At 37.6% G+C, this 26074-nt stretch carries 24 protein-coding genes and 1 pseudogene; 23 read left to right on the plus strand and 2 right to left on the minus strand.

What is annotated here, in order from left to right:
- Positions 1 to 54: 54 nt before the first annotated feature.
- The 11 genes and pseudogenes from NE638_RS18475 to NE638_RS15955 form a co-directional block, all read left to right on the plus strand.
- A pseudogene (locus tag NE638_RS18475) lies at positions 55 to 643 on the plus strand (glycosyl hydrolase family 95 catalytic domain-containing protein); the annotation flags it as partial.
- Between the two features lie 54 nt (positions 644 to 697).
- Positions 698 to 946 carry a glycoside hydrolase family 95-like protein gene (locus NE638_RS18480; RefSeq protein ID WP_420314209.1) on the plus strand — a complete coding sequence of 83 codons (249 nt, stop codon included), beginning with the start codon at positions 698 to 700 and terminating at the stop codon, positions 944 to 946.
- A gap of 751 nt (positions 947 to 1697) precedes the next feature.
- The gene (locus NE638_RS15920) at positions 1698 to 2216 is read left to right on the plus strand and encodes an RNA polymerase sigma factor (protein WP_173746676.1); all 519 of its coding nucleotides are present in this window, start codon (positions 1698 to 1700) and stop codon (positions 2214 to 2216) included.
- Positions 2216 to 3655: a DUF4179 domain-containing protein gene (locus NE638_RS15925; RefSeq protein ID WP_173746678.1), complete on the plus strand. Its 1440-nt coding sequence runs from the start codon at positions 2216 to 2218 to the stop codon at positions 3653 to 3655. Before NE638_RS15920 ends, NE638_RS15925 begins: the two co-directional genes overlap by 1 nt.
- Positions 3656 to 3863: 208 nt before the next feature.
- Entirely contained in the window at positions 3864 to 5216 is a 1353-nt protein-coding gene (locus tag NE638_RS15930) for a L,D-transpeptidase family protein (protein WP_244094876.1), read from the plus strand.
- Positions 5217 to 5343: 127 nt separating this feature from the next.
- Positions 5344 to 5529 (plus strand): hypothetical protein, encoded by a 186-nt coding sequence (locus tag NE638_RS15935; RefSeq protein WP_117627827.1) that lies wholly within the window; start codon positions 5344 to 5346, stop codon positions 5527 to 5529.
- A gap of 25 nt (positions 5530 to 5554) precedes the next feature.
- A complete protein-coding gene (locus NE638_RS15940; protein WP_173746682.1) occupies positions 5555 to 6151 on the plus strand; it encodes a DarT ssDNA thymidine ADP-ribosyltransferase family protein in 597 nt (198 codons plus the stop codon).
- Between the two features lie 18 nt (positions 6152 to 6169).
- Positions 6170 to 7207, plus strand: a complete 1038-nt coding sequence (darG, locus tag NE638_RS15945; RefSeq protein ID WP_173746685.1) for a type II toxin-antitoxin system antitoxin DNA ADP-ribosyl glycohydrolase DarG — start codon at positions 6170 to 6172, stop codon at positions 7205 to 7207.
- Positions 7208 to 7211: 4 nt separating this feature from the next.
- Complete coding sequence (locus NE638_RS18485) at positions 7212 to 7337, plus strand: nucleotidyltransferase domain-containing protein (protein ID WP_420314210.1); 126 nt, start codon at positions 7212 to 7214, stop codon at positions 7335 to 7337.
- A 51-nt stretch (positions 7338 to 7388) separates the two neighbouring features.
- Positions 7389 to 7829 (plus strand): hypothetical protein, encoded by a 441-nt coding sequence (locus NE638_RS15950; protein WP_173746687.1) that lies wholly within the window; start codon positions 7389 to 7391, stop codon positions 7827 to 7829.
- 83 nt (positions 7830 to 7912) lie between these two features.
- Positions 7913 to 8953, plus strand: coding sequence for a hypothetical protein (locus NE638_RS15955; protein WP_114002656.1), 1041 nt, complete (start codon positions 7913 to 7915; stop codon positions 8951 to 8953).
- A 2-nt stretch (positions 8954 to 8955) separates the two neighbouring features.
- On the opposite strand, the gene NE638_RS15960 is transcribed toward NE638_RS15955, so the two are convergent.
- Both NE638_RS15960 and NE638_RS15965 read right to left on the minus strand, forming a co-directional pair.
- Positions 8956 to 11403: an ATP-binding protein gene (locus NE638_RS15960; RefSeq protein ID WP_173746688.1), complete on the minus strand. Its 2448-nt coding sequence runs from the start codon at positions 11401 to 11403 to the stop codon at positions 8956 to 8958.
- A gap of 105 nt (positions 11404 to 11508) precedes the next feature.
- A complete protein-coding gene (locus tag NE638_RS15965; RefSeq protein ID WP_114002654.1) occupies positions 11509 to 12438 on the minus strand; it encodes a tyrosine-type recombinase/integrase in 930 nt (309 codons plus the stop codon).
- Between the two features lie 403 nt (positions 12439 to 12841).
- On the opposite strand from NE638_RS15965, the gene NE638_RS15970 reads away from it, so the two are divergent.
- From NE638_RS15970 to NE638_RS16025, 12 genes are all read left to right on the plus strand, one after another.
- Positions 12842 to 13975, plus strand: a complete 1134-nt coding sequence (locus NE638_RS15970) for an AAA family ATPase (RefSeq protein WP_114002653.1) — start codon at positions 12842 to 12844, stop codon at positions 13973 to 13975.
- Entirely contained in the window at positions 13962 to 14804 is an 843-nt protein-coding gene (locus tag NE638_RS15975) for a hypothetical protein (RefSeq protein ID WP_173746690.1), read from the plus strand. Before NE638_RS15970 ends, NE638_RS15975 begins: the two co-directional genes overlap by 14 nt.
- A gap of 484 nt (positions 14805 to 15288) precedes the next feature.
- A complete protein-coding gene (locus NE638_RS15980; protein WP_244094877.1) occupies positions 15289 to 16005 on the plus strand; it encodes a substrate-binding periplasmic protein in 717 nt (238 codons plus the stop codon).
- On the plus strand, positions 15992 to 16468 hold the full coding sequence (locus NE638_RS15985; RefSeq protein WP_173746694.1) for a hypothetical protein: 477 nt from the start codon (positions 15992 to 15994) through the stop codon (positions 16466 to 16468). The genes NE638_RS15980 and NE638_RS15985 overlap by 14 nt, the downstream gene beginning before the upstream one ends.
- Before the next feature lie 3 nt (positions 16469 to 16471).
- A complete protein-coding gene (locus NE638_RS15990; protein ID WP_173746696.1) occupies positions 16472 to 18127 on the plus strand; it encodes a response regulator in 1656 nt (551 codons plus the stop codon).
- A gap of 256 nt (positions 18128 to 18383) precedes the next feature.
- On the plus strand, positions 18384 to 18935 hold the full coding sequence (locus tag NE638_RS15995; RefSeq protein ID WP_173746698.1) for a hypothetical protein: 552 nt from the start codon (positions 18384 to 18386) through the stop codon (positions 18933 to 18935).
- Positions 18936 to 19013: 78 nt separating this feature from the next.
- Positions 19014 to 20900, plus strand: coding sequence for a beta-N-acetylhexosaminidase (locus NE638_RS16000; RefSeq protein WP_173746700.1), 1887 nt, complete (start codon positions 19014 to 19016; stop codon positions 20898 to 20900).
- A gap of 299 nt (positions 20901 to 21199) precedes the next feature.
- The gene (locus NE638_RS16005) at positions 21200 to 21865 is read left to right on the plus strand and encodes a response regulator transcription factor (RefSeq protein ID WP_005423065.1); all 666 of its coding nucleotides are present in this window, start codon (positions 21200 to 21202) and stop codon (positions 21863 to 21865) included.
- 281 nt (positions 21866 to 22146) lie between these two features.
- Positions 22147 to 23283: a sensor histidine kinase gene (locus NE638_RS16010; protein ID WP_244094878.1), complete on the plus strand. Its 1137-nt coding sequence runs from the start codon at positions 22147 to 22149 to the stop codon at positions 23281 to 23283.
- Positions 23284 to 23382: 99 nt separating this feature from the next.
- Positions 23383 to 24867, plus strand: a complete 1485-nt coding sequence (locus NE638_RS16015; RefSeq protein WP_173746703.1) for a DUF6034 family protein — start codon at positions 23383 to 23385, stop codon at positions 24865 to 24867.
- A gap of 118 nt (positions 24868 to 24985) precedes the next feature.
- Positions 24986 to 25759 (plus strand): hypothetical protein, encoded by a 774-nt coding sequence (locus NE638_RS16020; protein WP_242872571.1) that lies wholly within the window; start codon positions 24986 to 24988, stop codon positions 25757 to 25759.
- 18 nt (positions 25760 to 25777) lie between these two features.
- The gene (locus NE638_RS16025) at positions 25778 to 26032 is read left to right on the plus strand and encodes a hypothetical protein (protein ID WP_244094879.1); all 255 of its coding nucleotides are present in this window, start codon (positions 25778 to 25780) and stop codon (positions 26030 to 26032) included.
- The last annotated feature ends 42 nt before the right edge of the window (positions 26033 to 26074 follow it).

Below are 26074 nucleotides of genomic sequence, written 5' to 3' on the forward strand. Positions count from 1 at the left end.
TCAGCGGAATGATTTCCTGCAGAAACAGTCAACGATGCTGGTGCGTGAAAACCAATGATCGAGGGAGCCGTAAAGTTCTATCTTGGATTCCTGTTCCCATATGGGGAATACTATGTTACCGGGCCTTCCACTTCCCCGGAAAACCGTTTCTGTGGAGAAGATGGAAAATCCCACAGTGTGGGAATGGCATCCACCATGGATATCAGCATCCTGAAAGAACTGTTTGGGTACTACCTGAAAATATGTAACATCCTGGGCATAGAGGGAGAGACAGCGGATGTAAAACGGGTACTTTCAAAACTGTCGCCATTTAAGACGGGAAGCTTTGGACAGATCCGGGAATGGTTCCTGGATTATCCGGAAACAGAGATCCATCACCGCCATGTTTCCCATCTGTATGGTCTTTATCCCGGAAACCTGATCATAGAAAAAAACCCCGGAGCTTCTGGAAGCCTGCCGGGTGGCTCTGGAAAGGCGCGGGGACGAAGGAACCGGATGGTGTATGGCATGGAAAGTATGCCTCTGGGCCAGACTCCGGGACGGGGAACATGCACTGGGGCTTTTGAAAAACCAGCTCCGTTATACCAGGGAGGAAAATATTTCCTGTGTGGGAGGCGGCATTTATCCCAATATGCTGTGTGCACACCCACCGTTCCAGACCGATGGGAACATTGGCTTTGCAGTTGCGGTTGCAGAGATGCTTATCCAGAGCAGGAAAGGGCATATCCTGTTACTTCCGGCACTTCCGGATGAATGGAAAGACGGAAATGTCCGAGGAATGAAGGTACAGGGTGACATCACAGTTGATTTCGAATGGAGAGATGGCAGGATACACAGGGTTCGCCTCTGCTCTTCCCGTGAGCAGAAAGTAACGCTGGAATGTAATGGAATTTCAAAAACAATATTTTTAAGACCTGATGTGACAGAGGATATGATTTTTGGTTGATCTGTCCCGAGGGCCTGGAAATCATAGACAGTGGTAAGTAATGGGGTACAATAAAATATAGCCAATCGATTTTGCCAGAAACTATTGATATTTCTTAGGGTATCGCATATAATATAGTTAAACTAAAAGGTTTCGTGTAGCGGCACGTAAAAGCTGTACTGTGCCCGGGCAGGGTAATTACTGGGACTATTTGATACTCGGAAGGGTATTACGCCCACACCAGGGAGATACGGTGAGTCCGCGCCGGGGACTTAATGATACCGGCGACATTTTAGACGTTCGGAAGGATGTCGCGGCTGACAGCCAGCATAAAACCGCTTTTTAAGATTATGGGCACTGGATAACAAAAAGTTGTCCGGTGCTGTTTTTATATTATAGTGATGATTGGGAAAAGATAGATGGGAAAACAACAGGATAGAGAGAAAATCGTACAGGAGATTAAAATAGCTGCCGATCTGTATAGGAAGCATTTAGTGTGGCGATTCAATTAATCTATCTTGAGGGTATGAGAATTATTGACAGCCGTATCATGTAAAACGCACATGGTACGGCTGTTTTTATACCCTAATAGGACCTGATGATCATAAAAATTCTGAACGATTTCGGGGGTGTTTTTATCTGAGATAATTTTTTTAAAAATATTTGCAACCTTTTTAGGGATTCGCACGTCTAATAAGTAGAAGCACATAAACAAAGGCTTTTATACAACATTTCCTGATGACCGGTCTGATATAGGAGAATGGAGACGACAATGAATGAGGTTTTAATACGAAAAGCGAAGAAAGGCGATAAAGATGCTTTCTGCCGGCTTATGGATGAGAATGTACAGAGTATGTATAAGATTGCGGCAGCATATCTGAAAAATGATGAAGATGTTGCGGATGTAATACAGGATACGATTCTTTCTTGTTATGAAAATCTGAAAAGTCTGAAACAGAACAGATATTTTAAAACTTGGATGATTCGAATCTTGATCAATAAGTGTAAGGACATGATACAGAAGAAAAAGCTGGTTACTTATACGGATCAGATGCCGGAAACACCTTTTCACGAAGAAGAATATGCGGCAATGGAATGGGCACAAGTATTAGAAACATTGGATAGCAAATATCGTTTGGTTGTTCTTTTGTACTATATGGAAGGATTTAGTGTCCGGGAGATCAGTGACGCTCTGGATATGAAGGAAAGCACTGTGAAATCTCGTCTTCATCGTGGTAGAAAACAGATTGCAGAGATGTATGGATATAAGGTTAAGGAGGGACGTGTTTAATGATGACTTTAAATAATAATGAGAAAGACTTCCAGGAAAAACTTCAAAAGGATACAGAAATGCCGGCAATCGTGCATGAACGTATCAATCAGGCATATCGATTGATTGAAAATAATGCTGTGTTACAGAAAAAAGCACCAAAGGATCCATATCACTGGATGAAAATTGGAGGCAGGGTAGCAGGAGGTATGGCAGCAGTACTGGCGGTTGGATTTGTATTTTGTGCAACCAATCCAGTAATGGCAAAGAATATCCCAGTTGTAGGAGGGCTTTTTGAAATCTTGCAGGATAATGTAAGTTTCTTTGGTGATTTTTCGGATTATGCAACAACCTTGAAATCCGTTGATGGAACAACGGCAGATGGCAGTGAAGCAGATGGGGACAAGACAGGTAATGCCACTAGTGAGAATGCTTACATTAAAACAGCAGATGGGCTGACAATTACATGTTCTGAGGTATATGCCAACAGCCAGGCAGTCTATATAACTATGCAGTTTAAGAGTGATAAGCCATTTCCAGAAACGTCAACTAGGGCGGAAAGTGGAACACCGGTCATTGATCTGGATATGACTGGCGGTGTGGACTTTGATTCAGAAGCTAGTCCGGTGATCGACGGTCAGGTGGAAGGACAGTTTCTGGATGACAACACCTATGCATGCATTTTCCGTTATGATCTTGCTCAGGCGGCAAAAGACTATACGGAATATAATGAGAAATACAATGAAATGACACAGCAGGTAATGGATGAGATGGGAATAACTCAGGCGGACTTAGATGATCAGACGGATGAAGGTTATGCACTGCTGGAAGAGTTTATCAATAAAGTATCTGAGCGTGGTGGAGCATATCAGAAATATATTAAAGATATTGAGATTCCGGATACTTTTAATCTGCATCTGGATATCACGAAGGTAAGAGGGCTGGAAGCAGACTATGAGTGGTCAGAAGCGGATGATGAAAACTATGGAAGGGATGCCGGCTACTACAAATATGAAGGTGACTGGAGTTTCGATATCCCGGTTACAGTAGATGATTCCCGGACAGAAGTATTGGAACTCAATGATACAAACGATGCTGGTATCGGACTCAAATCCGTAATTCGTTCTCCGTATGAACTGACGGTAAATGAACTTTATAAGGAAGGATCCAACAGTGACTGCTTCATGGTAGCTCTTGATGCCAACGGAAACACACTTCCATATAATGAGTCTACTGGAAACTGTAATAACTTCGCAATTCAGGACAGGGATATTTCGACAGTAGATATTTATTTCCTGGATTATATCCAGTATATGGATGAACTGAAGGGGCAGCAGAATTTTGATAATCCTACGAAAGAAGACGGACAGAAATGGAAAAAACTTCTGGAGGAGAATGCGAAATATCATAAGACATTACATTTTGATAATGACAGTGAGACAGTGCAAAAAACTAAGTGATTCAAAGAAAGATAAGTAGGATATGAGACAAAAAGAAGTGATAGGGCAGTCAATGAGAACCACAAAATCGGCAAGACCAGGTTCAGTTGTTTATGTGCCGATGGATAAATCGGAATTCAGATCTATTATATTTTCAGAAAAGAAGAAAAATAAAATTAAGAAAATTGTAATATTGATTATATTGATGATTTTTGTTATAGGCTGTTGTATGTATGCAGGTATATCTTATTATTACTCATATCACTTCTTTTATGGGACGACCATCAATGGGATTGACAGTTCAAATAAGACAGCATATGAGGTTGAGCAGGAGATTGCTGGGAAAAAGGATAACTATACTATTCAGGTAAGGGCAAGAATGCAGGACCCGCAGGCCATTACAGGAAAAGACATTGATTATAAATACGTATCCAGCGGTGCGGTTCTCCAGCTGCTGAAAACTCAGAAATCATGGGAATGGATCGGCAGTCTTTTTGAAACAAAAAACTATATGGTTCAAGAAGAGACTTTTTTCAGCCGGGAGAAACTGGAAGAACAGGTAAATTCATTAAATTGTGCGAAAAAAGAGAATCAGATAGCACCGGAAAATGCGTATGTAAGTTTTGTTAACTCAGAATTCACTATTGTGCCAGAAACGGAAGGCAACGAATTAAATACCAAAGAAGCTTATCAGATGATATGCAGGGCAATCGATAACGATGCGGCAGAGGTAAATCTGGAAAGTGATCCAAAGGCTTATAAGAAAGCAGATGTGACGAAAGAAAGTTCAGAACTTCAGAATATGGTAAATACATATAAGAACCTGACAAAAGCAAATATCACATATACATTTGGAGACGAAACGGTAACACTTGATGGGAATACCATCAAAAACTGGCTGCAGTTTGACGAGAAAGGGCAGCTGCTCCAGAATGATGAAGCCTTCCGGCAGCATGTAGTGGATTATGTGGCACAGCTTGCAGCAGATCATGATACAGTTGGCACTGAAAGACAATTCCAGAGCACAAGCGGAAGGACGGTGTATGTATATGGCTCCGCCTATGGGTGGAAGATTGATCAGGACAAGGAAGTAGCACAGCTCATGCAGGAAATTCAGTCAGGAACCCAGACAACCAGGGAACCGGTGTATTCTATGAGGGCAAATGCACACGGGATCAATGATCTCGGAGATACATATATAGAGGTAGATCTCACAGAGCAGTATATGTGGTATTATCAGAATGGAAATATTATTTTTCAATCAGAAATCGTATCCGGATTGCCAAGCGACCCGGACAGAAAAACACCCCCTGGAATATTCACACTGAATTCAAAGAGCAGTCCGTCTGTGCTGCGAGGTGAAATGACAGCAAATGGAACCTACTCTTATGAACAGCCGGTAACGTACTGGATGCCATTCAATGGAGGAATTGGCTTTCATGATGCAGACTGGCAGCCGTATTTTGGTGGTGACAGATATCTTACAGGTGGTTCTCATGGATGTATCAATCTTCCGCCAGAGAATGCCGGACAGCTTTATAGTCTTATTCAGTATGATGTCCCGATAATCTGTTTTTACTAATTCTATATTCAAGATGTACAGGACAGGAGCTAAGTTGTAATGCAGCTGGCTCCTGTCCTTCATTGTCAACAGTATCAGATTGGCGCATGATCACCATTTCGGTAATCTAGAACAAAGCAGGCATGATGTGGAAGTGGCAGAGCGATTGGTAAAAGCTAGCAATCTCTTCCTTTCACAAAGAGTGAAGAAGAGAAGGCACATTAATGGGATTGACGTATCAATACTGGAACCATATAATGGGTACAAAGAAAAATTTATTTATGGAAACAAACACATTGACAGAGCATACAAAAGTGCTGTGATTAAAGTTTAATGTGTGTTATACTAGGAGGAGAACAATGGGATTAAAAAATGCGAAAGAGGGGAAATTACTATATCATTTAACAGAGTTAAAAAATCTGGAATCTATCATTGACTCTGGGCTTGTACCAAGAAAGATTTTAAGGGAGAACACCGTAACGTTTGGAGATGTTGCAGATCCGGAAATTATACGCAAGAGAGAAGTTTTAGGATTGGACGAATATATCCCATTTCATTTTCACCCATATTCAGCTTTTGATGTGGCTGTGAAAAAAACGCATGCGGGCGAAGAAATGATTTATATTTGTATTACCAGAAGTTTGGCAAGATACAATAATTTCCGTATCTTACCTAAGCACCCATTGGCATTGGAAGAGTGCCAGCTATATGATTATGACAAAGGCTTTGAAATGATTGACTGGGATATTCTTACCAGAGTGGGGCAGAATGACGAGAATGCCAGACAGATAAAGATGGCGGAATGCCTGAGTCCATTGGTTATTCCAGTTGATGCTTTCCAGTGTATCTATGTTTCATCGAAAGAAACTGAAAACAAAGTAGCAGATATGCTCAAACAGAAAGGCATTATTTTTCCGCCGCCATTCATTACAGTGATGTCCCAATGGTTTGAGTAACGAGAGGAGGTGGTTGTGTTGATTAAATACACAACTGGAGATATGTTTCAGTCTGGTGCAGAGTGTTTAGTTAATACAGTCAACTGTGAGGGCTACATGGGAAAAGGAGTTGCGTATCAGTTCAAGCTGAAATTTCCAGAAAATAATAAAGCCTATATAAAAGCTTGCAAAAATAAAACACTGCATGTTGGAACAATTCATACGTTTGTAGAGAATGGTATAACTATTGTAAATTTTCCAACGAAAGATAAATGGCGTGAAAATTCTAAAATAAGCTATATAGAAACAGCGTTAGACGTTTTGGTAGAACGACTTCCTGGATTGCATGTGAAATCAGTAGCCATTCCACCACTGGGGTGTGGAAATGGTGGTTTGGATTGGCAGACGGTAAAAGAACTGATACAAAAGAAATTAGAACCAATCGCTGATAATTTTACATTTTTGATTTATGAGCCACAGAGAAATTATGTACAAAAGGCAGCGGTTGCACCTAAACTTACAGCAGCCAGTTTAGTTCTGATGAAAATAAAAATGGGCCTCAATCGTTGTACAAAACTTCGTCTGCAAAAAGCTGCATATTTTATGAATTTGTATCTGGAAGAACCGTATTTTTCGTTTCAGAAGTATAAATATGGTCCCTATGCTCATTCCATTGATATAGTTAGTAGAAATATCGGAGAATATCAGAGCTTTTATGGATTAAAAGATACTGAATCAACGTATCAGTTAGCTTATCAGGTAATCTGTAGTGAAAAAACAACAAAGCTATTAAACCGTCTTTTGCCTGCAATCGAAAAAGCGGTTGCTTATGTGAATGAGATAGAAAGCGATCATGAATTGGAAGGGCTTGCAACGGTAACTTATTTAGTCCAGACTTTTTCAAGAATTGAGGCGAGCCAAATTATATCTGAATTTAAACAATGGTCAGAGGATAAAATGGCTCGTTTTTCAGAAGAGGAAATAGAGAAATATATGGATTGTTTAGAGCAGACCGGTGTAATAGAACGGGATATTACAGGAAGCTATTGCCTCTCAGAGTATCTTTCTTGCAGATGATCAGATTGTATTATATGGTTCTTATGCAAGAGGAACGAATACTTCAGAATCAGATGTAGATGTTGCATCATTTAACATAATATATAGCAAGAATTCTTCTTCCTCTGCCTCCTCTACAGGTAGGGCTTAAAGAAAAAATATGATGTCATGTGAGTAACAAATTAAATTTGTGTGTGGGGTGATGGTTATAAAGAAAAAAGTGACAATTGTGTTGGGTATTATTACTATTGTTGCTATAAGTACAATGATTATGTTTTCAATATATAACTCTTTAGAAGCCTATCGAAAAGCAAATGCCGCGATACTGTGGGATTGTTCTGTAACCTGTGCGGAAGAGTCAACGCCTGATTCTTATGTAATTACATATTCTGATGCAAAAATTTTATCCAAAACAGGCGTATTGACGGTTCAGAACAGAAACGATTTTGATATTATTGTGTATTTGCTCTGCGAAGGAAAACAGGAACTCGTGTCTGGCAGTATTCCTGCGGGTGGCTGCTATTCTTTTCTAAACGTTAAAGATGAAGAACACACAGTAGGTATTCATGCTGATGTTGGTGAGAATACGGATATAAAAGCATTTGTATATGACGGAAAAGACACCGAACCATATACACGATAAATGTTTTCTAATTGTGAGATAAATTCTTTTGAGTTATATGAACCAAGGATAATATCTAATTATCTATTACAAAGGAGTCTGCTATGCGAGAGAAAAAATATATTCCTTTTTGGACCAAGGAAGAAAATAAAGTAGATAAAAATATATTAAGTATCATTTTATTGGCACATGTCCAACAGCCAAGAGGTTATATCAACAATAGTCAACTTCAGTGCAGTGAAACTGAACGATTTTCTATTGAAGAATTTAATGAAATTTATCAAGGAATCGTAACTGCCGGCTATTATATACAATCGGTATATTATAATGAGTTGGATTTCATATCCGATTTTATAGAACATCCTACCCGATTCCAAAATTGTCTCATATATAATTTAGCAAGAAATGGACTTGGAGATAACAAAAAGACGATGATTCCTGCTTTTTGTGAATTAGTAGGACTTAATTACAGCACGTCGTCTTCTTTAGCCTGTGCATTATGCCGTAATAAGTACTATTTCACAACATTATTTCGTTCACATAATATTTCTGCACCAAAAAGTTGGTTGTTAAGCAGTGAAGGAAGTTGGATTAATGGTGCTCCTGAAGAGGGGATTCAAGTTATCTGCAAACCTTGCTCAGAATCTGCAAGTCAAGGAGTCCATGAATCTGGAATTTTTTATGCTTCCCCAGAAAAATTCAAGCAGTTTTATGGGGTAACCTGCATCGTACAAGAGTATATTGATGGTGAGGAATGTGAAGTTCCTGTATTTAAAATAGGAAATTCCATAAAAATACTTCCCCCTGTCGGTATCAATCTTGGTAAAAGGAAGATTCTTGATGAGCAATCTTCGGCAGAAAACAGCTATGATTTTTATTGTTTAAGTGACACACAATCACAACAGACGATTGACCAGATATGCAATTACGCCCAAGAAGCGTTTCATCTGATGCAGATGAATGTATATGGGCGCATTGATTTTCGTATAAATTCATATGGGAAGCCTTACATATTTGATGTTTCAACAACTCCTTATACTACTCGGCATAGTTCATTCGCTTTTGCTTTTGATCAAATGCAGTTTCAATACAGTGATATCTACCATGCAATTATAACTGCTGCTGTTCACAGATTAAAACAGTAGCACTAAAATGACAAAAACTGGAGATCTGAAAGCAAAAAACCACGACCATAAAACTGACAGGAGGGATCTTGAATGTGGGTACATGCTGTTGTGATGGCGGTATGATACATCATGGGATCTCCATTTAGTTTAAAAGGGGCATGAAGTAGATTTTCCTGCTCATTCTGCCTTTTTCTAAAAATTTGCTTATATTCACGCAGAAGTGGGACATCCAGTGACTTTAAAATATCCAGTTCTTTCCCGGCAATGACTGTGTTATTTTGGAGTAATGCATGAGCAAAAAGTAAATCATGCAGAAAGTATTGATAATATTCATCTGCATCCGAAAGATCTTTAGCCGCTTTTTCAAGTTCCTTTTCTATAGATTTTGAACCATATAATAAAGAAAGTCCTAAATAATTAAAAAGAATCACATGGGAAACTTCATCTTCTTGGTTTTCCATAATTTCTGAAAAAGCCATAGCCGCCTTTTTTGCGCAAGTTAAATATTGGTCTCTATCCTCCAGATACCTTCTTTCATCTAGAAGAAATTTAAGAAGAATCTGATTATTCTCTAATTTGTATCGACTTGGATAGTACCACCCATCATTTTGTTTGAGCATTTCGTTACATTCATTTAGAGTTTGTTCTGCTGAAAAATAATCACCAGCAACAATTGTATTTGCTAAATGATTGCAAAGTGCCATATAAAGACCATTGCGGTTAAAGTGGCTACGATAAAACTGTATGCTTTGTGCCGTTTGCCTACTTGCAATCAATGCCGAATAATAAAGAGCTGCCTTCCGGTTATAACAGGCTTCAAATTCTTCAAATACAGGACTTCCCATATGCTGTTGAATCATTTGAATAAATCTCTTTTTGAGAATCTTTACTTTTTGACTATCGTTTGAGCGATCTATATAAACATCCAATAACACAAGTACTGCTCTGCAATACTGTTCATCTTCGCAAAAATCGGACATATTTATCGTTTCGTATAACTCTTCAGCCAACTGACTGATTATAATAGGGTTTTCAGCCAACTGCACATAACAAAGAAGAATTAATCTCTGACATTCAGCCAAACTGGCTGGAATCAATCGGCTTGGAGTTATTGACTGTAAATGGAGAAGTGCTTCTTTATAATTATATTTTGAAAATTCCTTATATCCTGAAAGAAACTCATTTAGCGTATGACGTTGAGTTTCTTCCAGATCACCATTTAAACGCCTGAGTAATGAATAAATTTGATCAAGTATATTATATATATCGTTCATTTCCCCGATTTTAGAAGCTCGTCGAAGATAAGAAAGAAACAATAGCTGCCAGGCTTCTAAAATAATTTTAGAATCATTCGTTTGAAGGCTAAGTTTCAAATGTTTTCCCCTATTATAGTAGTCATCCGCATGTCGTTTCTGCAAGTATCCAGAAAATTTGCGATGATGATATTTTTCTCTTTTTGAAAGTTGTGTTTTAAAATATGATTTAATCCACTCATTAGAAAAATGGTATCTTTCTTTTCCAACAATAAACATGTGCTCTTCAGCTAATGTAAGATATTCTTCAGCCAGATACTCCGTCTCGTCCGCATCATCAGGGGCAGAATTAATAAAAAAAGCAGTCTCATCTTTGGTAAAGTAAGAATCTATAATGGAAAGTGGCTCTAAAACCTTACATGCACTTTTATCTTGCGATGGCAATTCCTGACAACGTTTTTCCATTATCTCATTAAAATCCCGTGTTATAGAATTGCTATGATGATAATAATCTGCAGCCATCAGTGCAAGGGTCAGGTCATTTCCTGCACAAGCTCGTATATCTTTTATATTAATGCGTTCAGAATGTCCTTTTTGACGTAATATATCCAGAATATCATCATCAGGTATATCTTTCACCGGAACATCAAAAGAAATATTCCCATTTACAGAAGCTTTGTCAAGGGATACAAGTAATGTAACCAAATGGAAACCAGAGAGTAAATTCAGCTGTGGTAACATAAGTTTCTGAAGAAATTGCTTTGACGGAACATCCCACAGTTCATAATTATCTGCAATAAAAAGTATATGATGATTTGCGGCAGCCTGGTTCTTAATTCCAGCTATTAATGCTTCCTCACTGGGAGTCAATACAAAATGTTGTTTACCATATTGTGCAGTGCCACCAAACTCTAACGATATCGGTATCGGAGAAAAATTGATTCCAAAGGAAATTTCACTCCCTAAATCTAACTTCTTTTTGGAATACATTTTAGTTCCAATATGCCATGTGAGATATGGAGCCAAATTTTGATCAATGCCTTCAATGAAAAAAACAGACCACCCTTCTTTGAGTTGGTTACTGATTTCTAACGCTATTGTAGATTTTCCACACCCAGTATCACCATGTAAAGATATTACTTTATTATGATCGTCATCTGTTAGAAGATGATAAATTTGATCAATCATCTCCCACTGATAATCTGCCAGATTCATACAATCCTCCAATCTCCATAAAAAAGATAATTAGATATTATCCTTGGTTTAGAATTGGTAAAGAGGAAGAAAAAAAGGCCGCTTTAAATTGAGCGGCCTACAGTGTCACATTGTAATATCAATATGCATTGAGTTGCGAGGGTGTTTAGCAGTGAGGATGCTGTTTTGTTTGGAAGTAGACACATTTGTATATATTTCGGTTGTTTTTATAGAGCTGTGTCCCAGCATTTTCTGTATATACCGAATATCAACATCAGATTCTAATAACAGTGTTGCAAAGGAATGCCGGAACATATGTGGAGTTACGTGCATATCTATGTTGGCAAGTTTCAGATATTTTACTATCATGTTTCGGACAGATTCTTCAGAATATCTTTTGTGAAGACGGTTGATGAAGAACCATCCTGTTTTAGTGATATCTGTTTTAAAGGCCGCATAGTATTCAGATAATATTTTTTTTACATCTTCATTTCCAATTTGTAAAATACGTTCTTTTGAACCTTTCCCGTTTATAATAATTTTGTAAGTAGTGAAATCTATTTGGGCAGGAGTAAGTGAGCATAGTTCTGAAACACGTACTCCGGTTGCAAATAGTAATTCTATTACGGCTATATCACGAAGGATCGAATTGTATTGATATGTTGTAGGCGCCAGTTTTTTTTGTCTATACATAGTTCTGAGAAAGATTTCTATAATAGTATCAGGGACTGTTCTGGGAAGGATTTGTGGCTCTCGAAATTTCACATTGAGTTTCTCAAAAGGATTTTGAGACAATAATTCTTCATAAACAAGGTAATGGAAAAATGCCTTTAAAGTAGCAATCTTCCTTTTGACAGTTTTGGGTTTGTATTTCTGGTGTAACAGTGACAGGAACGAGTTTAAGGTGCTTTTTTCTGTGAAATCCGCCAGTGGCAGCATAAATGTATGAAATTGTGATAAATCTATACGGTATGCTTTAATGGTTTTGGAATTTAACTTTTGTACAGTTTCGCATGTTTTAAGATATTCGGATATAAAATTTGATAATTGATCCATGATAGGCATCCTCCCTTTTTTTTCAATTATGATTGCCTATGTGGAAGATGTCGAATTTATTTTGAAAAATATTTTTCAAAGTTTACGCATCCCTCGTTCATCCCTCTATAATATGTGTTGTATAAGTCGGTAACTCTGTAACTCTTCCTTATCCTTCGTACTCTGCGAAACTGTCTTGATTGCATTATTTTATGAGATTGATATAGATACCCTTATGCATAGTAGCCCTTCCTATGCATATTGCTAAACAGCGTAAACTGAACAGGAATTTTTTATTTTGGGGAGCAAAAGGGTATATTTTTAAAGAAGTGTAAAAAAATTACTCTTAATAAGTAAAAAAAATGCATTAAGTGTTGACGCATAAAAAATAGTGTGTAAAATATAAATCAAGGAGGAAAACATCATGCTGGCTAAAATGTATCTTACAAATTTTCTTTCATTTAAAGAAAGAACAGAAATTGATTTAACTGCATCTAAGTATTCTATTCTTGGAAAAACAAACGTATATAAAAGCGAAATTCTTAAAGGCGCACTGTTTATTGGACCAAATGCTTCTGGAAAATCAAATGCATTGAAAGGTCTTTCATTTATTATAAAAATGATAAAAGGGGAAGGAGTATCGTTCAATAGATATCGTTGCCTTTTTTCAGATAATCCTATTATTACAATCGAATATGAATTTATATTTGAAAGCAAAAAAGTTGAATATGTGATTGAATATAATATCCAGACGAATAGTATTTCGGAAAATCTGAAAATAGACGAGATTACCGTTTTAAAAAGGACGGGAAATACAGGAGAATTAAGAATTGGTCAAAGTGTAACAACAGATGATCAGGTTGACAGTGAAACATTATTCTTACGAACTGCGTCATTTAATACAGGCCGCTTTCCGCAGGAACCTACATTGAGAAAACTTATGGATTTCTTACAAAATTCATATATTGTTGATGAGTATAATTGGGATGCGAGGGTAGGAAGTACGATAACCAGATATGCAGAGGAGTTTGGTGTTGAAAAAATAAATAAATACCTTACTGCGTTTAAGTATGATTTTTCTATGGAATATGGTTCTGAAAGTGAGGGAGCAGGATTGAAACTGACCCTTGGTGCTGACAATAAAATGGTTTTCCTGAAAAGAAAGAGTTTTCCTTTTCCAAATGTACTTATTAACGAATCTCAGGGCAATCAGGTATTTGCCGATTTACTGCCTCATTTAATTAGAGTGATAGAAAATGCCGGGATGCTGATTGTTGATGAATTTGGCAATAGCTTTCACAATAAATTAGCGGAAAAAATCATTAGTTTTTTCATGGAAAATGCAAAAAACTCTCAGATATTCATTACATCTCATCATACAAATCTGATTTCAAATTCAGTATTCCGTCCGGATCAGATTAACCTGATTACTTTTCTTAATACGTCAGGAAGTAATGTGAAACGACTTTCACAGTTTAAGCCAAGGGAAGCACAAAATTTGGAAAAAATGTATCTGGGTGGTATGTTCGAGGGTTTACCAATATATGAAGAAGTATAGAATTGATAAGACGAAGAATATTGGAAATGTGATTTTTGTTGTTGAGGGAGGAAGACCGGAAACGGGTGGTACAGAACTCAGGCTATTGAAAAAAATATTCGCAGATATTTTGGGATATGAAGTTCAGGAACTAAGACGAGGCAGTGAGGAATTTATTGGGTATGGACAAAATCCGAACTTCCGTGTATTTGCGCTAAATTTACCCAAAAATCAATTAACGCAATTAACAGAGGAGGCAATGGACGAGTTATTCTGCAAATTAAGAGAAGAATTTCATATCAAACCAGAAGATTGTCCTATTTTCTATTTATATGACAGAGATGTGCTCAGCTATCAACGAAATGAGTTACGCAAGAAATATGTTAAAAAATATACAGATCCTTATGGTACTGAATCCGGAGATCAAGGACAGCTGTTATTAAGTTATCCTGCAATAGAAGCTTATCTTCTGTCATGCGTGAAAGACAATACTATTGAAATGTCATTTAAACTGGGAAAGGATGCAAAAGCGGCTCTTGCAAGAGAAATATGTACTGCAGACTGTGAAGACAAAACAGAGCTGCATTTAAAAACAATCAATCTGGTATTCTCGAACGAAACAGAGGAAATGGAAAGGCGGCTCATTCATTCCATTAATGAAATGGATAATGGATTAGAGGCATTAGGCATTCACCCATATGATTTGGATGATTTGGCACCAACATTATTGGAAGTATATGATAATCAACAACAAAAATACATGGGAGAGAACACATTTTCACTTCTTTCACTTGTTGGATTGGCATTGCTCGAATTAGGGGTTATTACTGAGGTGGAAGAAGAGGAATAGTAATTATACCAATTCAACAATAGGCAATAACAAAAAAACACTCCACTGCCGATAAAAAAGGCAGCTTTTCCCTATATCTACACGCCATAGGTATCGAAAATCTATGGCTTTTTTAGCCCCATTTCTGAAGGAGTACCGGAAATTAAACCGGCAAAAGTAAAAATAAAGATGGAGTTTCAGAGGGAAAGTGATGGAGTACTACTCTGAGTGAAATCTACATAACATGATCCACTTGAAAAATTACCTGTTCTTTTTGAAAATATAAAATTTTGTGCATGTTTTGTATTATATCTTTTATGTAAATTCAGTATAAACAGAGTTATTATAATGACGTAAAATCAAAAAAAATCAGAGAAAATTGTTGAGGTACCATAGCATGAAATCTAAATACATGGCAGTAATACCGTTTTTGGTTGCTTTTGGGGTATTACTGATATCAGGATGTTCAATTACAACACAGAAAAGTACATCTTCACAGGAAAATATGCCAGAGATAATCATTGGAAGTGACGATTTTCCACCTTTTAATTATTCCGATGAAAATGGAGAACCGGCAGGGATTGATGTTGACATTGCAAATGAAGCTCTGGGACGCCTTGGTTATAAGCCGGTATTTACAAAGATTGTATGGGATGATAAAGATAAAGATCTGGAAAATAAGGAGATAGACTGTTTATGGGGATGCTTTTCCATGGATGGCCGGGAGAATGATTATAAGTGGGCAGGTCCATATATGGTGAGCCGGCAGGTTGTCGCAGTCAATGAAAACAGCAATATAAAGAAGCTTAGTGATCTGTCGGGAAAAGTAATCGCAGTACAGGCTTCCACAAAGCCTGAGGATATCTTTCTTGACAGGATGAATCCTGCTATTCCATTGGTAAAAGATGTGTATAGCTTAGAAAACCGAAAACTGCTTTTTACCTCTCTTGGAAAAGGTTATGTTGATGCTATAGCAGCTCATGAAACTTCCGTACAACAGTATATAAAAGATTATGGGGCAAAGATAAGAATCCTGGATGAAGCTATCCTGACTACAGGAATCGGGGTAGCCTTTCCTAAAAACACGGATAGTGAACTTCCGGAAAAACTCACAGAAGTCTTTAAAGACATGAGAAAAGATGGAAGTGAAGAGAAAATTCTAAAAAAATATCTTCCCGAAACCAGTGGATATCTGGAGGTGGATAAAATTGAAAATAACTAAACTGTCCAGACGGCAGACTCAAATCATCATTATCACGGCGGGACTGCTTCTGTTTCTGATAACTATAGTTTATTCTGTAAAAACCGATATAAAAGCAGTTGCCAGGCAAATGGACGAGACTCTGAAATATGTGAAAGAACAATGTTATATTTATAACAGATATAATGAAGCATCCCAAACAAAAGGTTTAATGCGTGCAATTGGAAATGCCCAGCAGATTAATCGTAATCTGACGTATACAAAGGATGAAGTTACGAAGGATAAGCTGAAAACATATGCAGAGGAGCAGAAACTTACCGGAATTATTATACTTGATGTAAACGGAAAGGTAAAATGTGAATACAGTACAGACGATCTTAATTCCAGGGCTTTACAGGATAAGATTCAAAAGAAAACAGTACTTGATGTAGCAGCACATCCTCGGAAAACATACGCTGCAAGTATCGTTCTTGAGGATGGGTAACAGGTGGATCTGGCTGCATATGGACGCTCTGACGAAAAAGGCATAATTATCACTTTTTATCATACATCGGCTGAGTATGCCAGAAACTATAATCTTACGATCCAGAGCCTTCTTAGTGGCTATGATACATATTCCAGCGGAATGATCGTTGTAACAGATGGAAAAAATGTGGTTGCTTCAAATGACGAAGATCTGATCGGACAAAGCTCTGGAGGTATTAATATTATCCAACAGGTAAAACAGAAACCAGCTAACAAACTGGTCCGTGTATCAGACAAAAAATGCAGATATATTGGCAGAATGACTAAGGGACGCGATTACTATGTTTATATGTTTATAGATGAGCAGATGGCGTTTGCTTCTGTTTTTAAAAACCTGTTGGTCGTGTTGCTGTTGTATATATTTGTGGCTGCTTCCGTATTTGCCTTCCGCAGGAGATCAAAAGCGCAATTGTTGAAGATTCAGATGATGCAGGAAGAAGCTTATAAGCAGAAACTTTTGCAAGAAGCTCAAAGAGCTGATATGGCAAATAATGCAAAAACAGAATTTCTGCAGCGAATGAGCCATGATATCCGAACTCCTATTAATGGAATCCGTGGCATGATCGAAGTGGCTGATTATTATAAAGATGATTTAAAAAAGCAAGATGAGTGCCGCAGGAAAATATGGGATGCTTCAGGATACCTCTTGGAGCTTATTAATGAAGTGCTTGATATGAGCAAATTAGAGTCAGAGGAAATCGTGCTGGAAAATAAGGATTTTGATATTAACAGGCTATTGCATGAAATAAGAGAAGTGATAGAAAAACAGGTATATGAACGTGGAATCAGCTTATCTGAAAAAGAATACAATCTGGAATACAGATATTTGAATGGGAGTCCGGTTCATTTAAAAAGAATCCTTATGAATATCATAAGTAATGCTGTCAAGTATAATAAAGAAAAAGGAGAGATACTGCTCAGCTATTATGAAACACAGGTGGATGACAGGCATATACTGTTTGAGTTTCACTGCAAGGATACCGGAGTTGGAATGAGTAAAGAATTTCAGAACCATATTTTTGAACCATTTACTCAGGAAACAGGCGGTGCAAGATCTGTTTATGGAGGAACAGGTCTTGGTATGCCAATTACAAAAAAACTAATAGAGAAAATGGGCGGTACGATTAAATTTGAAAGCGAGAAAAATGTAGGAACCACATTCATGGTACAGCTCCCATTCCTTATTTCTGCTGATATGAAGCAGGCAGAAAGCCAGGAAGATGATGTATCAATTGAAGGCATGAAAATCCTTTTGGCCGAAGATAATGAATTGAATATGGAAATTGCGGAATTTCTTTTGACAAATGCAGGAGCAGAAATTATAAAGGCTTCAAACGGCAAGGAAGCTGTTGAAGCATTTGCAAAATCAGGTGTTGGTGAGATCAATGTAATTCTGATGGATATTATGATGCCAGTTATGGATGGCCTGGAAGCTACCAGAGAAATACGTACAATGAACAGAAGTGATGCATCTGCTGTTGTGATTATAGCTATGACCGCCAATGCTTTTACAGAAGATAAGACTAAAGCACTGAAGTCTGGAATGGACGATTATCTTACCAAACCACTGGAGTCAGAAAAACTGATTCGTGCCTTAAGTAGATATAAACACAATTAACAGTAACGTTCTTATTAGCCTGATTCAGCCATAGAAACAGGGTGTGGTACGAAATATTATGCGTAAATTTATAAAATGGAACAGTAATCCAGACAAAGAGGGGCATATCAATTGGACAAAGATATGCCCCTCAGCCGATGTTTGTTAACTGATGCATTTTGTTTATATATTCCCTTATTTTGTACATGGACTCTTTTATATGGAAGGTGTATAGTGAATGAAAACTATATGATAAAGATTATGGAGGCATAAGATCATGGCTAACTTGATAAATTTTGTTACGCTGTTGAATGGAAAATTTGATAATAAGGATCAATTTGAGAAAATAAGTAAGACAAATCCACAGTATCCATATGCAAAGCACATCAATACAATATGTAATTCAAAAATCGCAAATCTCCCAAAGGGTTTCGAAGGCGTATTTATGATTGAAGAAAGTTATTATTCTGTACAGGGGACTACCCGCTCTTCTTCACATTTGTTTCTTTTTATGGAAGAAAACAATTCAATAAAACTTATTTCTTATGAGATACCGGAAGGATATGATAAAAAGAATTTTACTTACAAAATCTTCAAAGGTGCCGACTATGATCAGCTAAAGTGTTCTGCAAAATTTACTCCTGCATTTTTCAGAAAATCAGGTGATACATGGGAAGGCGGAAGTGTAAGTATGTTTTCTCCCGTATTGAAATTTTCTCTGCATGAAAAGTTCACTGAAAATCAATTGGAAGTATCAGAGTCCATGGAAGTAAATGGAAAAAGAACTTTTGGTTATGATGAGCCGATTATTTACAAACGAATAAAATAGAACATTGACAGGGGATGCTCTGATAAAATAGATTGATTTGTTAAGAAGAGCAGAATTCCTAAAGAAAGAGGAATACGTATGAACATTGTTTTTTCATCTGATAAGAAAGAATATAATACTATTAAAAAAGGTACTGAAATACTGCTGGCTGAAAATGACGGTTTCAACCAAAACATAGAATTGTTTGTTAAATTTCAGGACAGACCAGAAATATTGATCAATAAAAGAAAAGACCAGATTCATATCATCTGTCGGGAAATATCTCATTATTACCGCGCACTTAATTATGCCATACATCATATGGAAGAGGATGAATTTCAATATCAAGAGCATGTCTGCTTTGAAAGAAACGGTCTTATGCTGGATTGTTCCAGAAATGCTGTATTTACAGTTGAAAAGGTGAAATTCCTGATCAAGACACTGGCAAAACTTGGAATGAATGTACTCATGCTTTATACAGAAGATACCTATGAAGTAGAGGGGCAGCCTTATTTTGGGGCTTATCGCGGAAAATACACCAAGGACGAAATAAAAGAGCTGGATGCTTACGCCTCCATGTTTGGGGTAGAGCTTGTGCCGTGTATTCAGACACTGGCTCATCTGCACAATGTGCTGAAGTGGCCGGGAATGGATAAGATTCGTGATTCTGCGGACATTCTCCAGCCTGAAAAAGAGGAAACTTATCAGTTTATTGAAAAGCTGCTCAGCTCAGTAAAAGAGAATTTTTCTACCAACAGGGTACATCTTGGAATGGATGAGGCTGTCATGCTGGGACTTGGAAATTATCTAAAAGAAAATGGATATAAAAAAGGGTCACTGATAATCAGGGAACATTGTAACAGGGTCGTAGATATTTGCAGAAAATTAGAATTAAAGCCTATGATATGGAGTGACATGTACATTACAGCAAATTCTACAGGCGGATACTATGATCTGCCCGAAAACACGGACTGCTCCAAATGGGAAAAACCGAAAAAAGATCTAGGATTAGTATATTGGGACTATTATCATGCTGATACCAGAACCTATGAAAAAATGCTGGATATCCATGCGCAGCTTTCGGATAACGTTATTTTTGCAGGAGGATCTTGGATTTGGAACGGAATTTCCCCCAATTATTCTAAGACCTATGCGTGTACCAAAGCAGCTCTTTCTACTTGTAAAAAATACAATATAAAAGAGGTGCTCTGTACAGCATGGATGGATAATGGTGCAGAAACCCCGGTGGATGCTTTGCTTCCGGGACTTGTACTTTTTGCACACCTTGATTTTCACAGAGACTATGACGAAACAATCCTTAAGCAGGAGTTCAGGAACTGCACAGGCGGAGAATTTGATGATTTTATGGCACTTGACAATTTTGATTCCTTATTTTTAAATACGAAAGAGAATAAAGAGGCTCAAAATCCTTCAAAATATCTGTTATACCAGGATCCAATGTTAGGCATTTTTGATTATCATGTGAAAGAATCAGGTGTCAATACAAAATCTTACTACCAAAACATACAGAAATGTATGAAGGAATGTGCAAAAAAAACAGGAAAATATCAGCTTTTATTCTCATTTTATGAAAAACTGGCGGCGGTATTAGCTGATAAAGCCGATTTGGGCATGTGTATAAAATCAGCATATGACAGATCGGATAGAGCAGCGTTGAAAAATATCAGTCAGAATGTTATTCCTGGAATCATCTGCAATCTGACAGAGATGAAATCATCAAGAGAAAAAATCTGGATGAACGATGCAAAGCCATTTGGTTATGAGATTCTGGATATAAAAATTGGTGGCGTGATTACAAGACTTAAAAGTACAGGATACCGGATTGACAATTATCTGAATGGAAATGTGCTTCGTCTGGAAGAGCTGGAAGAGGAAAGACTTCCCTATTTTACCAAAGGAATGGACAAGCGGGAGAACTTATGGAATCGCATCATCAGTGGATGTGACTTAAATGACACAATCTGATAAAGGTAAATGAAAGGAATCAGGCTACATATGAAAATTTTAGTGTTCTTAATAATTTTTGTATTTGCATTGTCTCTCTTTCGAATGATTCTGGAATGGAGTAAAAATAATAATAAATGTTCTCACCAGCGTTATAAACGATCAGAAAATAACGATTTATACAGGAAATCAAAACTATTCTCACAGAATGGTTTTGGTTTCCTTTTTTGCTGTTACAAATCAGTTACAACTGCATTATAGAATTTAATGTATAATTAACCTGTGAAAAGATAGTTATAAAAACATGTGAGGTAATAATTATGAAGGCAAGAATTCTTGTGATAGAAGACGAAATGTCAATCAATGACCTGCTATGTATGAATTTGGAGATTGCAGGGTATGAAACAGTGGGATATCTGGATGGAAATGAGGCATATGAAGCAATTATTCAAGATCATGCGTTTCAGTGTGCACTTGTAGATATCATGCTTCCCGGAAGAGACGGATATAGCCTGTTACCGAAACTGAAGCAGTATGAAATCCCCGTAATATTTCTTACCGCAAAGGGAGATATCGCGAGCAAGATAAAGGGATTAAAAGACGGTGCAGAAGATTATATTGTAAAACCATTTGAAATGCTGGAAGTGATGGTCCGTCTTGAAAAAGTACTGGAACGTAATGGCACTGTACAAGAACAGATTCAAATCGGTGATGTCATCATTGATACTGCTAGTCGCACTGTTACAAAAATGGGCATGGAAATCTATTTAAAGCCAATGGAATATAACTGCCTCATGGTGTTCGCCAAAAACCCGAATAAAGCACTGACCAGGAATCAGATCCTGCAGGAACTGTGGAATGAAGAGTTCTGCGGAGAAACAAGAACTGTGGATGCACATGTGGGTCGTATCAGGAAAAAGCTTGGCTGGCAGGATAAGATTAAAACAATTCCCAGAATCGGTTACAGACTTGAGGTGGATTTATGAAACTCTTAATAAAGATCTTTTCTCAGACTACATGTATCATTCTGTTGGTATCGTCAGGAATCTTTCTCTATACCACTTATTGTTGGAAAAATCAGAGTATACAGAATATCAACAGTTATGAAAGCAGTATATTCAGAACAAATATCTTACAGTTTGAAAATAAAACAAGCCTTTCCGACAATCAGAAACAGAATACCGACAATGAAATGCGCCCCCAAATAGTTACTTATGCTTTTCGGCAGGTTTTTCATGACAGCGCGGTTTTATATCTTGATGGAAAAATGACCTATAATGGAACTGTTTATGAATTCGATGTAAAAAAGTTAAGAGAATTATGTGCAAGTAAGGCAAACAGGGTGGATCACGGCAGCAACAGTGACGGTCATGGTCCTATGATCAGTCAGATAAATGGAAGGACACTTTTGTTATTTTACTATGGCAATGTAAATATGGGATATCAGATTGTTACTTATAAAGATATAACAGATGTAATAGAAAAAAGTCATCTGCTGTTTTTTCAGACGGGTGGATTTACTTTATCTTTGATCGTGGTGATGGGAATTATCCTTTATTTGAGCCTTCGAAAAATCACAGCACCGCTTACAAGCCTAAGAGAAGCTACGCTTCTTGTTTCTGAAGGTATTTATGATTTTAAAGTACCGTCAGAGGGAAATACAGAACTTGCGCAGGTAGGTGCAACCTTTAATTTTATGACAGGTAAAATAAAAGAACAAATTGAAAGTCTTTCTAACATAAACCGGACACAAAAACAGCTTATTGGAAGTCTGGCTCATGAGCTGAAGACCCCAATGACTGCAATCATAGGCTATGCAGATACATTGCTTACTGTGCGCCTAACTCCGGAAAGACAGGAGAAGGCTCTGATTTATATTGAAAATGAATGTCGCAGGCTTTCAAGACTTTCTATGAAAATGCTGGAATTAACCGGACTCTACGAAGCTTCGGAAGACTCATTCAATCCAGCTGAAATACAGGTGGATAACTTCCTAAAAGAAGTAAAAGAACTCATTGATTGCAGGCTTCAAGAAAAAAACATCTCTCTTGATGTATTTTGTGAACCAAAAGAATTGGTAAAGAAGTTTGATCAGGACTTAATGATAAGTGTAGTGACAAATCTAATTGATAATGCAGTCAAAGCTTCCAGAAAAGAATCTAAAATTGTGCTTGAGGCAACCCCAGACCATCTGATGGTTCAGGATTTTGGAAAGGGAATACCGAAAGAGGATCTGGAAATGGTGACGGAACCATTTTATATGGTAGACAAATCTCGTTCCAGGGCAAAAGGAAGTGTAGGGCTCGGTCTTTCTTTATGTCAGAAAATTATAGAACTGCACGATTTCCAACTGAAGATTGAAAGCAATCCGGGAAAAGGAACTACCGTCTCTGTTTTCTGGTAATCACACTAACGTTTACATATCAGTTACAAATCGCGAAAGATTTGGTGTAATGCTCGATGATATACTTATAACAACCTTAGAAAGGAGATTTTACCAGAAATGAGAAAAAACATAAAAAAGTTTGCAGGAATAGTGCTTTGTATTGGAATGTTTACAGGATGCGCACAGACCCCGGATTCTTCTTTGGTAAAGCCGAAGGGGAGCAAGGCTGTAGATGCTTATACGGAAGCGGATGATGTTAGCGGTTCTAAAGGAGAAGCATCTGAAAGCAAGAACGATGACGGTTCAGAGTCAAAGATAACCATCAGGAATCTCATCGATGCTCCTCAAAATTATAAAAGCCATGTGGAAGATGACAGTGCCAAGCTCGTGGTAAATACAGATGCAAGCGTAGAAATTCCGGAAGTGGAAAAGATATCTGCTATTTCTGTCACCGCGGCAGAAGTTACCCAGGAACTTCTCGACCGTATTACAAACGCATTCTTCTCAGAGGCAAAACTTTATACCATGGATAGTTATTATGTGAAGACAAAGGATGAAATTAAAAAAACTCTGGATGAACTAAAAGAAGACGTTGCAAACGGAAACCTGGATCCGTATAACTATGGAACAGACGATGATGGGAATTATGTCTATGATATCTATGAAGATATTGAGACATGGGAACAGGAATACGAAACTGCTCCGGAAAAGAAAACCCTGACAGAGGCAAAACCTGTTGCCGGAAATTATTTCAGTTGTATTGCACAAATGCCAGACGATTCACAATACTACTATATGATATCTTCCGATGGCTCCGATACCTTGTCAGTCAAGATCAAGAAAGCAGCAAACAAGGGCGGGGAAAAAATACCGGAGGATGCAATGTGGTGTGATTACGGATATTCTGAAGAGGAAGAAAAACCCACAGAAGAATCTATCGGGCTGTCCCTGGATGAAGCCAAAAAACTTGTAAAGGAAAAAGTTGAAAAAATGGGCATCACAGATTTACAGTTTTCTAACTGGAATTACGCGGTGTGCAAAAGTTTTGAAGGCGATAATAGTTCAGGTAATTTTGGAAATGGATATAGAATTGATTATGCACGTACCATAAATGGTGTGCCGGTCACTCAGACAATTGCAGACGGTGGGGCATTGGAAGATATGGACAGCACAATGGAAACATGGTCTTATGAAAGTCTCTGTTTCTATGTCGATAAAGATGGCATAGAAAGCATGACTTATTCAAATCCCTACACAATTGGTAAAATAAAGACAGAGAATTTAAATCTTCTTTCGTTCAGCGAGGTTATGAAAATTTATGAAAAAATGATGGTGGTAACAAACGCTGATAATATGCAATATGAAAATTCCAGGGTCTATAATATTGATCGGATCGTTCTTGGCTATGCCAGAATATATGAGCCGTCTACTGACGCACACGCAGGTATTATGATCCCTGTCTGGGATTTTTTCGGCAGCATGACTTCAGAAAGTGAATATAACGGAGAAACAGAATCAAATACCATAAAAACTCCGAATGAAAGTTTCCTTACCATTAATGCTGTGGATGGCAGTATTATAGACCGAAATTTGGGTTACTGACATGAGGCAGGTATTTGGAATTGTACGGTACAATTTCTTCGGATTTTTACGCAATCCCAAAGTTATTTTTATATTTCTGTTAGAATTTGTACTTAGTTTTCTACTTACAGGCAGAATCATGGTTGTAATGGAGACCTACGATACACCGGTACAGGCCATTGAGCCATTTATCTGGACATTTGGGGATGGGATAGCAGTACTGTCCAGTTCGCTGCTCTTGCTTCTTATGTTTTCTGACCTGCCGAAGATGACACCTATTACTCCATACCAGCTGACCCGGACAACCAAGAGGAAATGGCTTTTAGGTCAATTCATTTATGTTATTCTTGTAACTGTTTTATATACGGTTTTGATGCTGTTATTTACGGCCGTGCTGTGTATGAAAAAGAGTTATCCAGGTAACCTGTGGAGCGAAACTGCGGCCATGCTTGGTTATTCAGAGTTAGGAAAAAACCTGCAGGTCCCTTCTACAGTAAGGGTCATGGAAAGTATCTCACCCTATGGCTGTATGCTGCAGGTTTTCTTCCTTCTGTTTTGTTATTCGCTGACCTTAAGCTTTGTAATCCTTGTAGGAAATCTCTATAAAGGGAAGACTAAGGGGATGATTTTTGGCCTTCTTTACAGTGTTTTTGGTTTTTTATTGGACCCGAAAGTACTGGCTGCAATTTTACATAAAGAAAAATACGAAATGTATCAGGTAAATGTATTAATCTGCTGGATCAGTCCTCTGAACCAGGCAGTATACGGAAAACATAACTTAGGTTATGACCCATTGCTTCCGAAAATCACGCATTCCTACATGTTTTTTCTGGGTATTTTAGTTCTTCTTGCAGTTTTTGCAATTAACCGGATGAAAAAATATACCTTTGAATTTCTTGGAGAAAAGACATGATCGGGAGGGGGAATACCTGTGTGGGGTGAAACAAAACGTATGTTATTTAATAAGAATTTTCTGGCAGCATGGCTGATAGCCTGCATCTCCATCGCCATTGGCCAGACTTATCCCAGCTTAAAAAAAGCACTGGCATGTGGTACTTTTATCAGTATACTGGAAGGTTCCTTAAAAAGTCAGGCAGTATCTTTTGCCATTCCGGTAGCGGCCGTATTGCCATGGAGTGATTCCATTCTGCAAGAATATAAAAGTGGATTTTTAAAGACCAGCTAGTTATAGTCAATACCTAAAAGACAAAAAATAGATATTTTTCTT

This window comes from Blautia sp. MSK.18.38 (genome assembly GCF_024460535.1).
Classification (GTDB): domain Bacteria; phylum Bacillota; class Clostridia; order Lachnospirales; family Lachnospiraceae; genus Blautia_A; species Blautia_A fusiformis.